Annotated in this window: 12 protein-coding genes; 8 read left to right on the top strand and 4 right to left on the bottom strand. The window is 65.8% G+C overall.

The window, feature by feature from the left end:
* A partial coding sequence (locus QRN07_RS15375; RefSeq protein ID WP_285241469.1) for a hypothetical protein occupies window positions 1-509 on the top strand: 509 nt, incomplete at its 5' end.
* Between the two features lie 149 nt (window positions 510-658).
* On the opposite strand, the gene sepH is transcribed toward QRN07_RS15375, so the two are convergent.
* Together sepH and QRN07_RS15385 are read right to left on the bottom strand one after the other, a co-directional pair.
* On the bottom strand, window positions 659-1,984 hold the full coding sequence (gene sepH / locus QRN07_RS15380) for a septation protein SepH (protein ID WP_285241470.1): 1,326 nt from the start codon (window positions 1,982-1,984) through the stop codon (window positions 659-661).
* Between the two features lie 129 nt (window positions 1,985-2,113).
* Window positions 2,114-2,602: a DUF3093 domain-containing protein gene (locus QRN07_RS15385; protein WP_050687992.1), complete on the bottom strand. Its 489-nt coding sequence runs from the start codon at window positions 2,600-2,602 to the stop codon at window positions 2,114-2,116.
* Between the two features lie 157 nt (window positions 2,603-2,759).
* Between QRN07_RS15385 and dut the strand changes: the two genes are divergently transcribed.
* The 4 genes from dut to QRN07_RS15405 all read left to right on the top strand — a co-directional run bounded on the left by dut (window position 2,760) and on the right by QRN07_RS15405 (window position 5,306).
* Complete coding sequence (gene dut / locus QRN07_RS15390) at window positions 2,760-3,290, top strand: dUTP diphosphatase (protein ID WP_050687991.1); 531 nt, start codon at window positions 2,760-2,762, stop codon at window positions 3,288-3,290.
* 96 nt (window positions 3,291-3,386) lie between these two features.
* Window positions 3,387-4,103, top strand: coding sequence for a DUF3710 domain-containing protein (locus tag QRN07_RS15395; RefSeq protein WP_285241471.1), 717 nt, complete (start codon window positions 3,387-3,389; stop codon window positions 4,101-4,103).
* Window positions 4,096-4,455: a single stranded DNA-binding domain-containing protein gene (locus tag QRN07_RS15400; protein WP_050687989.1), complete on the top strand. Its 360-nt coding sequence runs from the start codon at window positions 4,096-4,098 to the stop codon at window positions 4,453-4,455. The genes QRN07_RS15395 and QRN07_RS15400 overlap by 8 nt, the downstream gene beginning before the upstream one ends.
* Window positions 4,452-5,306: a DUF3159 domain-containing protein gene (locus tag QRN07_RS15405; RefSeq protein WP_285241472.1), complete on the top strand. Its 855-nt coding sequence runs from the start codon at window positions 4,452-4,454 to the stop codon at window positions 5,304-5,306. Before QRN07_RS15400 ends, QRN07_RS15405 begins: the two co-directional genes overlap by 4 nt.
* 46 nt (window positions 5,307-5,352) lie before the next feature.
* On the opposite strand, the gene QRN07_RS15410 is transcribed toward QRN07_RS15405, so the two are convergent.
* Entirely contained in the window at window positions 5,353-6,120 is a 768-nt protein-coding gene (locus QRN07_RS15410) for a potassium channel family protein (RefSeq protein WP_285241473.1), read from the bottom strand.
* Window positions 6,117-6,791, bottom strand: a complete 675-nt coding sequence (locus tag QRN07_RS15415; RefSeq protein WP_050684037.1) for a potassium channel family protein — start codon at window positions 6,789-6,791, stop codon at window positions 6,117-6,119. The genes QRN07_RS15410 and QRN07_RS15415 overlap by 4 nt, the downstream gene beginning before the upstream one ends.
* Window positions 6,792-6,909: 118 nt before the next feature.
* Here QRN07_RS15415 and QRN07_RS15420 point away from each other — a divergent pair, with 118 nt between their 5' ends.
* From QRN07_RS15420 to acnA, 3 genes are all read left to right on the top strand, one after another.
* Complete coding sequence (locus QRN07_RS15420) at window positions 6,910-8,883, top strand: APC family permease (protein ID WP_285241474.1); 1,974 nt, start codon at window positions 6,910-6,912, stop codon at window positions 8,881-8,883.
* Window positions 8,883-10,268, top strand: a complete 1,386-nt coding sequence (locus QRN07_RS15425; protein WP_285241475.1) for a class I SAM-dependent RNA methyltransferase — start codon at window positions 8,883-8,885, stop codon at window positions 10,266-10,268. Before QRN07_RS15420 ends, QRN07_RS15425 begins: the two co-directional genes overlap by 1 nt.
* Window positions 10,269-10,420: 152 nt before the next feature.
* A complete protein-coding gene (acnA, locus tag QRN07_RS15430; RefSeq protein ID WP_056599772.1) occupies window positions 10,421-13,231 on the top strand; it encodes an aconitate hydratase AcnA in 2,811 nt (936 codons plus the stop codon).
* The last annotated feature ends 118 nt before the right edge of the window (window positions 13,232-13,349 follow it).

The following is a 13,349-nucleotide window of genomic DNA, read 5'->3' on the forward strand; positions in this document are numbered from 1 at the left end:
CCGACCACGAACCACCCACCTGGCCCACCACCTGGACCCAACAACACCCCACACCACCCATGGGCGCGAAGCGTGACGACCAGGAGTCAAGTGAACGGGGCGCCGATGATTGGGATCTCCAGGACCAGGAACTCATTCGTGAAGACCCGTTGGGTGCTGATGAGCCCGGACGTCAGGTGCAGTTGGTGCACGCGGAACTAAATGCTTACGAAGCTTGGTTGGGCAGCCTGAACTGCCGCGACGAGAATCCCGAACTTGGAAATGTACCGGCGGATGCCTTCGATGAATCCACAGACGACGTGCACTTGACCTTGCCGCCGTATCCAACTCCGCCAGGCTATGAGTCGCTGGGGAGGGAACCCGACGATGAGGACTTTGTCACCGTCCAAGAACTCCGCCCGGACGATCCGCGTTGGGACCAACTCCCGGCATGTCCTGAACCATCCGTTGGCGATCCGCCCAAGGAATGGGTGACGTATCTGCTGGCCTCAGCGTCGCCCGTCAGGTGAAGTCTGACCGCAAGGTGATGACCGCTGGCCAGTTTCGCCATATCCCGGGTCAGTAATCAGTAGCCAGCAGCCGAGAACCGCTGCGCGCCAACGCTTCGCATGCCCGAACCAACAACGCCACGGGCAGTTGCCCGTGGCGTCAGGTGAAGCTAGTCGCCCCGCGTACCGAAGACGATTTCATCCCACGAAGGGACGCTGGAACGCTTGGGCCGCGCTGGCTGCCGTTCTGGAGTCTCGGAGTCCGGTCCCTGGCCAGAGCCGGAAGCGTCCTCGTTCCGGGGTGCAGACCGACGCGGGTTGCCACCCAGGAGTTCGTTGAGTCCTGCCGTGCCTGACGATCCAACTGCGGGCGCCTGCTCGTTGCCGGATTTCTGCGGCGAAGCAACAATGGTGACTTCACGTGTCGCCGTGCTCACCCCATCATGGAGCCGGAGAGCGTCGTCGTCTTGGGAGTCCCGGTGCGGCGGGATGAGGCTGAGCCGTGACAGCATGGACGGCCGGGGTTCCCGGCGCTTGACGAACGAATCGCCCTGGCCGGGCTGGCCATCCTGAGCGGCCGGCGTTTCGACTGCGTCATCCGTGGATTCGTCTTCGGCTGGTTCCGGCTCCGGGATGACCTCTGAAGGCCGCGGGTGGGCGGCCGGGACTCCGTGTGTGAGGAGCAGGGCCAGGGCGTCATCGGACTGCTCGTCCACACCCAGCCGCTGCCCGCGACGGGAGCGGAGCATATCGAGGATTCCGTCAGGATCGGTGCCGGCAGCGACAGAGGCAGCGCCGGCGGCTGCGGCGTCTGCATCGGTTTCGAAATCAAAGGGCCGGTCCGAGACGGCGGAAAGGCGACGTGCCGGAACGGGCCCGTCCAAGGGCTCAAGCTCACTGAGTTGCTGGGCCCACCGGTTGGCGTTCAGCAGGGTTTTGCGGCCCGGGTTGAACGTCCACAGGGCGGGCGGTTCCTCACCGATCCCGGCGGTGGCGCCGTTTTCGGTTTCGAACGCGGCCGAAACCGTCCACAGGCCGTCCTGGCGGCGCCAGGAGTCCCATTCAACGGTGGAGGCACTAATGCCGTGGGCTGAGAGCCGGTGGGCCACCATGTCGGCGAGCGTTGCCGGGTTGTCCCCAAAAGCAGAGCGGTAAATGTCGTGGCCGGGGGAGGGGGTGGCAACTTCCACCTTGCGGGCCTGCTGGGCAACGTAGTCACGTTCCGCGAGGACCGGGCCCTCGTAGCGCTCAACCTTGGCCAACGGCAGCCCTGAAAGCTCCGCCACGTCCGCCGCCGTGGCACCGGCGCGGATCCGCGCCTGGATGTCCCGCGGGGACATGGGAATGGCCGGCACGTCAGCCTTCGGCTTTGCCGTGGCCCTGCTTGCTGTCCTCAGCGCTTCATCGATCGGCAGCTGGAACATCTCGCCGCCGGCCCCGCTCAACAGGAGGTGAGTCCCGTCGTCGTGTACGCCTACAAGCCGTAGATCCTGCATACAAATCCTCCACCCTGGCATTACTATCAAACGAAACTCTGCCATCCGGCAGGGCGGAATCGGTTCAAGTGGCAGGGCGCGCCGCAAATTTCCGGCGTTTTCTGCAGTAATTCATGCGGCGTGGGAACTTCAGTTCCGGGTCAGTGCCGCAACCAGTTCGTCCGGCCGGCGGCTGGAGGTCAGCCAAAACGGTGTCCGGTCGGCGGGATCGGTGATCTCGATCTTCACCACGGGATCAATCCAGCCGCGGATGCACAGGTACGTCAGGCCGTTGAGCCGGGTGCCGCGCTCCGCCGTCGCCTCGCGGGCCCGGAAGGCCTCCACGGAACCAACGAAGCGGCGTTCGATGGTGGCACGTCCCACCGTCACCGAATCCCCAGTCACCACAATGGTGGGGGTGGACAAGATAAGCAGTGCCGCGATGATCACAAACAGCACTGCCGCCGCCGTGTAGCCGGCACCAGCGCTGATGGGTGCAAACACCAGGATTCCCGCGCCGGCAATGCCCGCCGAGATGATCCAGATCCACACGTTCGGCCAGAGCTTCTCCCGGTAGATGATGGAAGTCCCGGGAGTCGGAGTACTGGGAACAGGAGTGGGCGTGCTTGATTCGGGCATGTGCCCAGCTTTCCACCTTTGCCTGCCTATTTCACCTTGGCAGACCGGCAACAGGAAGCAAGGCGTCCGACGGCGGGCCAAGACTCAGCAGATCCGTGTCGGCAGGCGTCCCCGCCGCCTAGGCCGGTGCTGGCGACGGGGGTTAGAGTGTGTGACTGTGACTGATCAACCCGCCACAACTGATGCCCTGCCCGAACAAGCCACCGCAGAGACGGACGCAGCCGCAACGGCTCCCACTCTCCAGGTGCAGCTGAAAATGCTTGATTCCGGACTTGAACCGCCGTCGTACGCACACCCGGGCGATGCCGGAGCAGACCTTCGGGCCCGCGAGGACGTAACCCTGCAGCCGGGTGAGCGAAGGCTTGTGCCAACCGGTGTGGCCATTGCCCTCCCGGCCGGTTTCGTCGCCCTGATCCACCCCCGTTCCGGGCTGGCCACCAAGCACGGCCTGACAATCGTCAACGCCCCGGGGACAGTGGACGCCGGGTACCGCGGCGAAATTTCCGTGACCCTCCTCAATACCGACACCAGTAACGCGATCGAACTCAAACGCGGCGATAGAATTGCCCAGATGGTCATTCAGCGCGTTGAATACGCGCAGTTCGTCCCGGTCAACGAATTGACCGGATCCGCCCGGGGCACCGGCGGGTTCGGATCCACAGGAGGCTTCGGCCTCCCCAGCGCCTAGTTTCCGGCTCCTGCACCGCGCTGCTGCTGGAGCAGCACAGAACGACGGCGGGACCCCTCGGGCCGGACCGGAACAGCTACTACAAAGGAGAACCCCATGGTCTTTGGGCTCGGCAGGAAAGCCAATAAGGAAAAGGCAGCCGAACCGGACGATTCGCTGGACACCGCAGAAGCTGCGGAAGCCAAGGCGGAGAGTACGGAGCGGAGCGCCACAGGACCGTTCGACGAATCGGAGATCAGCAGCCAGGACGGTTACATCGACCTCGGCGCTCTCCTGATCGCGCCGAGCGAGGGCCTCCAGTTGCGGCTCGAGGTGGAGGAAGCCACCCAGCGCGTTGTGGCCGTGACCCTTGACCTCAACGGTTCAAGCCTTCAGTTGCAGGCGTTCGCTGCACCCAAGACCGAGGAACTCTGGGACGAGATCCGCGGCCAGATCGGCCAGTCGGTCGGTTCGCAGGGCGGCCAGGTTGAGGAAGTTGAAGGATCATTCGGCACCGAACTGGTTGCCAAGCTCCCCGCCGGACTCCCCGACGGCAGCCAGGGCTACCGGGTGGCGCGCTTCATCGGCGTCGACGGTCCCCGCTGGTTCCTCCGTGGCGTGCTGGGCGGCCCGGCAGCGTTGGAACGCCCGGCTGCCGAAGCCCTCGAGTCATTGTTCCGCCAAGTGGTAGTGATCCGCGGCGACGTTCCCATGCCTCCCCGCGACCTGCTGCAGCTGCGCCTGCCCAAGGATGCTGCCGCCAGCCCCACACCCGCCGGTGGACCTGTCCTCGAAGAGCCCGAACGCGGTCCCGAAACCACTCAGATTGGCTGATCCGGAGCAGGGCGGAGTCCCGGCCGCCGGCGTTCCCGTCCCGCTCAGCCAACTACCGGCGAAGGGCCGGGTCCTCTGCCGGGGCCGGATAGAGTCCGTCACTTATTTCCCGGCCGACCGGACCGCGGCGTTCACCGCCATCATGTCGGACGCCGAACCGCCCCGCCCCGGCAGTACCGCCACGGCCGGCCGCCGGGCCCGGCTCCGCGTGGTCTGGCTGGGCCGGCGGCGTGTCCCAGGCATCGAAGCAGGCACTGAACTTCGCCTCGAAGGAATGCTCTCCCGGAGCGAAGGCCTGCCAACGATCTTCAATCCTCGTTACGAGATACTTTCCCACCAGGAGAACGAATGACCGCGCCCCAGCACGAACCGTCCTCCACCCCGGAAGGCCCCGGCGCCTTGGGCGAACCCGGCGCCGCCAGCGAGTCCGGCATCGCCGAAGCCGAAGCGTCGGGCCGGGACAACGGCCCGGCCTCAAACGTACGGGACACCACAACGCCAACCTCCGCACTTGCCGCCGAATATGCGGCCAAGGCAGGTCTGCACCGGACCCACACTGGCCAGGTGGACGTGCTGCGCAGCGCTGGCGGCATCCAGGGCATCGCCGAAAGCATCGCGCCGGGACTTGTGTTCCTGATCGCGTTCACCATCACCCGGGACCTCACCCCGTCGCTCGTGGCAGCACTGGGCACGGCAGCGGTGTTCACCGTGGTTCGCCTGGTCCAGCGCAAGCCGCTCACCCAGGCCCTGGCAGGTGTGGTGGGCGTAGGCATCTCCGCCTGGCTCGCCAACAGCACCGGGAAAGCCGAAGACTTCTACCTGCCCGGGCTCATCACCAACGCCGCGTACGTCCTGGCGATGGTCCTCTCCATCATCATCAAATGGCCCGTGGCCGGACTTCTTTTCGGGTTTATCCGTAATGAAGGACTGGACTGGCGCAAAGACCCGGCCCGGCTCAAGGCCTACCGGCTGGGGACCTGGATCATCGTGGCTGTCCTGGCCCTTCGGCTCCTGGTCCAGGTCCCGCTGTACCTGATGGGCCCGGACGGCCTTGCCGCCCTGGCCACTACCCGCCTCATTATGGGTGCGCCCCTCTACATCCTGGGCGTGTGGATCGCCTGGCTGGTCACCCGGCCCGCAGGGTCAAGCGAGGCAACTGCCGGAAACACGAAGGACGGGCAGGCTGAAGGGCTGCAGCCCTAGCAGGCAAACAGCAGGCATCCCAACCCCACCGCAATAACCCGCTGGGCTACCCGTCGAACCCGTCCTCCGGCGCATGCTGACCCGTGGCGCCGGTCCGATCAGCGCCGGTCCGGTCAGCTCCGTCCGGATCAGCATCGGCTGGCTCCGTGCCGGCCGACTCTGCGGACAGCAAGGCCCGCAGTTCGTCTTCGGCGGCGATGGTGGTGACAAAAAAGAGCTCGTCCCCGCCATCGATCACATCGTCGCGGCTGGGCGTGATGGGGGCGTGGTCCCGCAGGATCGCCACCAGGGTGGAATCCTCCGGCCATTCAATGGTGCCCACGGTCCGGCCGATCACGTGCGAGTCGTGCGGCACGGTGAACTCAACAATCGAGGACACCCCCGTCTGGAGCGTCAGCAGCCTCACCAGGTCGCCAATTTCCACGGCTTCCTCGACCAGCGCCGTCATCAACTGCGGGGTGTTGACGGCCACGTCCACACCCCAGGAATCGTTGAACATCCAGTCGTTTTTGGGGTTGTTCACCCGGCCCACCGTGCGGCCCACGCCGAACTCGGTCTTGGCCAGCAGGGAGACCACCAGGTTGACCTTGTCGTCACCGGTGGCGGACACCACCACGTCGGCGTCCTCCATTTTGGCGTTCTGCAGTGTGCTCAGCTCACAGGCGTCGCCCACCAGCCACCGCGCTCCCCGCAGGCCGCTGCGGCCAATCACTTCGGGCTTCAGGTCGATCAGCAGGATCTCATGCTTGTGGGACAAAAGCTCCCGGGCGATCGAGGATCCGACGCTGCCGGCGCCGACGATGACCACTTTCACTGCAACTCCTTGGCGGGGGCTTTGGCCAGGATCTGGGCGACCTGGGCGCTGCGGTCAACCTGCAGCATGGCGTGCACGGTATCGCCGTCCTGGTAGGCGGTCCCGGCGTCGGGCAGCAGGCCTTCCCCGAAGCGGGTCAGGTACGCAACCCGGACGGACGCAGCCTGTTCAATGCTGCTGATCCGGTGCCCGATCCACCCGGCGTCGAGGTCCACCTCCGCGAGCACCAGGCGCCCTGACGGCTCACGGTAGTCACCGGCCAGGTGCTGTTCGGGCAGGATGCGGCGCAGGACCTGGTCCGCGCTCCAGCGGACCGCAGCTACGGTGGGGATGCCCAGCCGCTGGTAGATTTCCGCGCGGCCGGGATCGTAGATCCGGGCCACAACATGCGGCACATGGAACGTCTCCCGGGCCACCCGCGTGGCCAGGATGTTCGAATTATCGCCGCTGGAGACAGCAGCGAAGGCGTAGGCGTCGTCAACACCGGCCTGCTTCATGGTGTCCCGGTCGAATCCGACGCCGGTCACCTTGCGGCCCGTAAATCCCGGGCGGAGCCGGCGGAAGGCCCTGTCGTCCTGGTCGATGATGGCGACGGAATGGCCGGCGTCCTCCAGCGTGTGCGCCAGCGTCGCCCCCACCCTGCCACATCCCATGATCACGAAATGCGCCACCGATTCTCCTCTGTATTCAAGCCCGGGCCGTGCAGCTAGAACTCTACCGGCATGCCGCCGTTAATCGCCTTCCCCGGGCCGCCATGACACAGCCCTTGATTCAGACTAGCTTTGTGGAGTGCTGACAATATTGAACGCCGTCAAACGCGTGCTGGTGGGCCGGCCCTTCAGGAACGACCGCCTGGCCCACACCTTGCTTCCCAAAAGGATTGCACTGCCGGTCTTCGCCTCCGACGCCCTCTCCTCCGTGGCTTATGCGCCGGATGAAATCCTGCTCACCCTGGCCCTGGCCGGGGTCAGCGCGGTGGCCTTCTCCCCGTGGGTTGGGTTGGCCGTGATGGTGGTGTTGCTCACGGTGGTGGCTTCCTACCGGCAGAATGTGCACGCCTATCCCTCCGGTGGCGGCGATTACGAGATCGCCAACGAGAACCTGGGCAAATACGCCGGGCTCACCGTCGCGTCCGCACTCCTGGTGGACTATGTCCTGACTGTGGCCGTGTCCATGTCCTCGGCCGCCGCGTACCTGACCACGGCCGTGCCCGCCCTGCACGGGCAACAAGCGCTCATCGCCACCATCGGCGTCGTAATCCTTGCGTTGGTGAACCTCCGCGGCATCAAGGAGGCGGGCAGCGTCTTTGCCGTGCCCACCTACATCTTCATGGCCTCGATCCTGGGCATGACCGGCGTGGGCGTCTACCAGGCGGCCACCGGCCAGCTCGGCGAGGCGCCGTCCGCGGCGTTCACGATCGTGCCCGCCCAGGGCTTCGATGAAGGCCTGGTGGGCCTCGCCGGCGCCTTCCTGCTCCTGCGGGCCTTCTCCTCGGGTGCCGCCGCCCTGACCGGCGTGGAGGCCATCAGCAACGGCGTGCCCAACTTCAAAAAGCCCAAAAGCAAAAACGCGGCCACCACCCTGTTGCTGCTGGGCGTGATCGGCGCGTCGATGCTGGCCGGCATCATGTACCTGGCCAACGCCACGAAGGTGCACATTGTGCTGGATCCTGCCAAGGAGTTCCTGCTCAACGGCCAGCCGCTGCCGGACAACTACATCCAGAACCCCGCCATCAGCCAGATCGCCCAGACCATCTTCGGCCCCGGCTCGATCCCGTTCTACATCGTGGTGGCCGCCACCGGCATCATCCTGGTTTTCGCCTCCAACACCGCCTTCAACGGCTTCCCGGTGCTGGGCTCCATCCTGGCCCAGGATGGCTACCTGCCCCGCCAGCTGCGGACCCGCGGTGACCGGCTCGCGTTCAGCAACGGAGTCCTTGCCCTCGCCGCGGGCGCCCTGGTGCTGATCATCGCCTTCAATGCCGACGTCACCAAGCTGATCCAGCTCTACATCGTGGGGGTGTTCATTTCCTTCACGGCCAGCCAGCTGGGCATGATCCGGCACTGGGGCCGGGAACTGAAACTGGCCAAGGACAAAGCTGTCCGGCGCAGGATGGCGAAGTCCCGCACCATCAACAGCATCGGTTTCGGCATGACGGCGCTGGTGCTGGTCATTGTCCTGATCACCAAGTTCGAGCAGGGCGCCTGGATCGCCCTGCTGGCCATGTTTGTCCTGTTCCTGATCATGTGGAGCATCCGCGCCCACTACGACAACGTGGCCAAGGAACTGGCCGTGGACGAGGACTCCTCGCCCCGCGCCCTGCCCACCCGCGTGCACGCCGTCCTGCTGGTCTCCCACGTCCGCAAACCCGTCCTGCGCGCACTGGCCTACGCCCGCGCCTCGCGGCCCTCGCGGCTCGATGCGATTACGGTGGACATTGAACCCGGCGAAACGGCACACACCGTGGCGGACTGGGAAAAGCTCGAAATCCCTGTTCCCCTCACGGTCCTCGCCAGCCCCTACCGCGAAACCGTCACCCCGATCATGGACTATGTCAAGCAGATGCGCCTGGATTCCCCGCGCGACCTGATTGTGGTCTATATCCCCGAATACGTGGTGGGAAAGTGGTGGGAGCAGCTGGTGCACAACCAGACAGCGCTGCGCATCAAGACCCGCCTTCACTTCGAGCCCGGGGTCATGGTGGCCAGCGTGCCGTGGCAGCTCAAATCATCCGAAGAAGCAAAGAACCTCCAGGACGTGTAATGACCGGCAAGACCTCCACCCATCCCGCCCCCGCTGATTCCGGCGCGCACGCCGGAGAGGAGTTCATCCTCGAGGTGGGCCCCGTGGCGCATGGCGGCCACTGCGTCGCGCGGCACCAGGGCCGGGTCATTTTTGTCCGGCACGGCATCCCCGGCGAGAAAGTCCGGGTCCGGCTGACGGACGCGGGGGAGAAGGCCAAGTTCTGGCGGGCCGACGTTGTGGAGGTGCTGGAGGCGTCCCCGGACCGGGTGGAGCATTTCTGGCGCGCAGCCGACTCCGGCCGGGCCTGGGGGGCCGGCCACCCGCCCGTGGGCGGCGCCGAGTTCGGACACATTACCCTGGCCCGGCAGCGCCGGCTTAAGGCCGAGGTGCTCAACGAACAGCTCCAGCGGCTCGCCGGCATCGACGGGCCCGTGGCCGGCTGGTCCGGTGACGCCGTGGAAGCGGCAGGTGAAGCGGCCGACGGCGGGACAGGCCTTGGGTGGCGCACGCGGGCCAGCTTCTCGGTTACCACCGGCGGCAAGCTGGGCATGCACGCGCACCGCTCCACGCATATCGTCCCCGTCCGCGGGATGCCCCTGGCCACGGACGCCGTCAACGCCTTGAACCTTTGGGACATCGACCTGCAGGGCATCGAACGCGTCGAAGTCGCGGCACCCGCCAACGGCTCCCGCCCGCTGGTGCTCCTGGCGCCGGGCGGAACCACACCCAAGCGGCTGAGCCGGATCGCCGCCCAGCTTCCCGATGACGTGTCCGTCGCGGCGCTTGATCCGGAGACCGAAGAAGTCCAGCAGCTACGGGGCCGCACCTGGGTCCAGGAAACCGCCGTCGGCCACGAGTACCGGGTCACCGGTGCAGGCTTCTGGCAGATCCACCGCGACGCGCCCGGAGCGCTTGTGGGCGCTGTCACAGAATTCCTGCACGGCGGCGGCTTCCTGGAACCAGGCTCAGTGGTGGCTGACCTGTACGCCGGAGCCGGGCTGTTCACCGCAGTCCTGGCTGACGCGGTGGGTGAGACAGGCTCGGTCCTGTCCGTCGAAGGCGCCACCGGCTCCAGCCGCGACGCCCGCAAAAACCTGCACGCAGCACCGCAGGTGGAGATCGAACAGGGGCGTGTGGAACGCGTCCTGCGCCAGAAGCCGCGGAATTTCGACGCCCTGGTCCTTGACCCGCCCCGCGCCGGCGCCGGCAAGGACGTGGTGCGCCAACTCGTTGCCGCGGCACCCCGGGCCATTGCCTACGTATCCTGCGATCCGGCGTCGTTCGCCCGTGACGTGGGTTACTTCCAGCAGGAGGGCTGGGAGCTTGCCGGGCTGCGCGGGTTCGATCTTTATCCGCACACCCACCACCTGGAGACGGTGGCACTGCTGACTCCGCGCGGCTGATACCACTACTATGGGGCTAAGTAGTCCCACGTCGCGCTCCGTTTCCACGGCCGGCCGTGTGCAATTTTCGAGCCCGGACTAATTAGGGCTTCCTAACTAGCAAGCGGTCAACCGCGCGACAAAGATGAAACTGTTGCGAGAGGAGTCCTGCGATGAGCACTGTGGACAGCTTCGGTTCAAAAGGCAAACTTAATGTAGCCGGAACCGAATACGAAATTTTCCGGTTGAACTCCGTTGAAGGTGCAGAAAACCTTCCGTTCAGCCTCAAGGTATTGCTTGAAAACCTGTTGAGGACCGAGGACGGCGCGAACATCACTGCCGATCACGTCCGCGCCTTGGCAGGCTGGGATCCAAATGCCCAGCCCGATACAGAAATCCAGTTCACGCCGGCACGCGTGATCATGCAGGACTTCACCGGCGTCCCCTGTGTGGTGGACCTGGCGACAATGCGTGAAGCGGTCAAGGAACTGGGCGGTGACCCCAAGCGGGTGAACCCCCTGGCTCCTGCCGAGATGGTCATTGACCACTCGGTCCAGATCGATGCATTCGGTAACTCCGGCGCGCTGGAGCGCAACATGGAGATCGAATACCAGCGCAACGGGGAGCGTTACCAGTTCCTGCGCTGGGGCCAGACGGCATTTGATGACTTCAAGGTCGTTCCGCCGGGAACCGGCATTGTGCACCAGGTCAACATCGAATACCTGGCCCGCACCGTCATGACCCGCGAGGTGGATGGCGCCCTGCGTGCCTACCCCGACACCTGCGTGGGCACCGACTCGCACACCACCATGGTCAACGGCCTGGGCGTGCTCGGCTGGGGCGTTGGCGGCATCGAAGCCGAGGCTGCCATGCTGGGCCAGCCCGTCTCCATGCTGATCCCGCGCGTTGTGGGCTTCAAGCTGACCGGGTCCATCCCGGCCGGCGCCACCGCCACTGATGTGGTGCTGACCATCACCGAGCAGCTTCGCAAGCACGGTGTCGTGGGCAAGTTCGTGGAGTTCTACGGCGAAGGTGTTGCCGCGGTGCCGCTGGCAAACCGCGCCACGATCGGCAACATGAGCCCGGAGTTCGGCTCCACGGCCGCCATGTTCCCGATCGACGACGTCACCCTCGACTACCTGCGCCTCACCGGCCGCGCGGAAGAGAACGTCGCCCTGGTGGAGTCCTACGCGAAGGAACAGGGCCTCTGGCACGATCCTTCCCGTGAGATCAAGTTCTCCGAGTACCTTGAGCTGGACCTGTCCACCGTTGTGCCGTCCATTTCCGGCCCGAAGCGTCCGCAGGACCGCATCGAGCTCACGGACGCCAAGGAGCAGTTCCGCAAGGACATCCACAACTACGTGGCCATCGAGGACGGCAGCGTCGACGAGTCCCTGGACGAGTCGTTCCCGGCCTCGGACGCCCCGTCGTTCACGCACGCTGATTCGCACACCACCGAAACCAGCCGCGTGGAATCCGCCGCCAACGGTGCGGTGGGCCGCCCGTCCAACCCGGTGCACGTCACCACGGCTGACGGACGCGAATTCGAGCTGGACCACGGAGCGGTCTCCATCGCCTCCATCACGTCCTGCACCAACACGTCCAACCCCTCGGTCATGCTTGCCGCAGCACTGCTGGCACGCAACGCCGTGGACAAGGGCCTGACCTCCAAGCCGTGGGTCAAGACCTCCGTGGCGCCGGGCTCCAAGGTAGTCACCGACTACTACGAGAAGTCAGGCCTCACCCCGTACCTGGAGAAGCTCGGCTTCTACATCGTGGGCTACGGCTGCGCCACCTGCATCGGCAACTCCGGCCCGCTGGACGCCGAGATCTCCGAGGCCATCCAGGCCAACGACCTCTCCGTCACCGCAGTGCTCTCCGGTAACCGCAACTTCGAAGGCCGGATCAACCCGGACGTCAAGATGAACTACCTGGCCTCCCCGCCGCTGGTCATCGCCTACGCCCTGGCCGGTTCCATGGACTTCGACTTCGACACCGACGCGCTGGGCAAGGACGAAGCCGGCAACGAGATCTTCCTGAAGGACATCTGGCCCAACCCGGTCGAGGTCCAGCAGGTTATCGATTCCTCGATCGACTCCGACATGTTCGCCCGCGGCTACGAGGGCGTCTTCGACGGCGACGACCGCTGGAAGGCCCTGGACACCCCCGCCGGCGACACGTTCGCCTGGGATCCGAACTCCACGTACGTCCGGAAGCCCCCGTACTTCGAGGGCATGCAGGCAGAACCCGCGCCGGTGACGGACATCGCCGGTGCCCGGGTGCTGCTCAAGCTGGGCGATTCGGTCACCACCGACCACATCTCCCCGGCCGGTTCGTTCAAGTCCGACACCCCCGCAGGCCAGTACCTCCTGGCCAACGGTGTGGAGCGCAAGGACTTCAACTCCTACGGTTCACGCCGTGGCAACCACGAAGTGATGATCCGCGGCACGTTCGCGAACATCCGCATCCGGAACCAGATCCTGGACGGCGTTGAGGGTGGCTTCACCCGCGACTTCACCCAGGCCGACGGTCCCCAGGCCTACGTCTACGACGCCGCGCAGAACTACCAGGCTGCCGGCACCCCGCTGGTGGTCCTGGCCGGCAAGGAATACGGTTCGGGATCCTCGCGTGACTGGGCCGCCAAGGGCACCGCGCTGCTGGGCGTCAAGGCTGTCGTCGCCGAGAGCTACGAGCGGATCCACCGCTCCAACCTCATCGGCATGGGCGTCCTGCCGCTGCAGTACCCGGCCGGCGAGTCCGCAGCCACGCTGGGCCTGACCGGCACGGAGACGTTCTCCGTTGAGGGCGTCACCGCCCTGAACGAGGGCACCACGCCGAAGACCCTCAAGGTCACGGCGACGGCTGAAGACGGCTCCTCGAAGTCGTTCGACGCCGTCCTGCGCATCGATACGCCGGGCGAAGCGGATTACTACCGCAACGGCGGCATCCTGCAGTACGTGCTGCGCCAGATCTCCGCGAACTAGCGCAGGTCCTGCCAGCAGGCACCACCCCGAAGCCCCGGCCGGTCACCGACCAGCCGGGGCTTCGGCTGTTCGGGTGGGCCGAGGCGTTAGAGTTAAGCGGCACGTCTACCACCCGAAG

Origin of the sequence: Pseudarthrobacter sp. MEB009, from assembly GCF_030208875.1 — a bacterium.
In the GTDB taxonomy this organism is placed as follows: domain Bacteria; phylum Actinomycetota; class Actinomycetes; order Actinomycetales; family Micrococcaceae; genus Arthrobacter.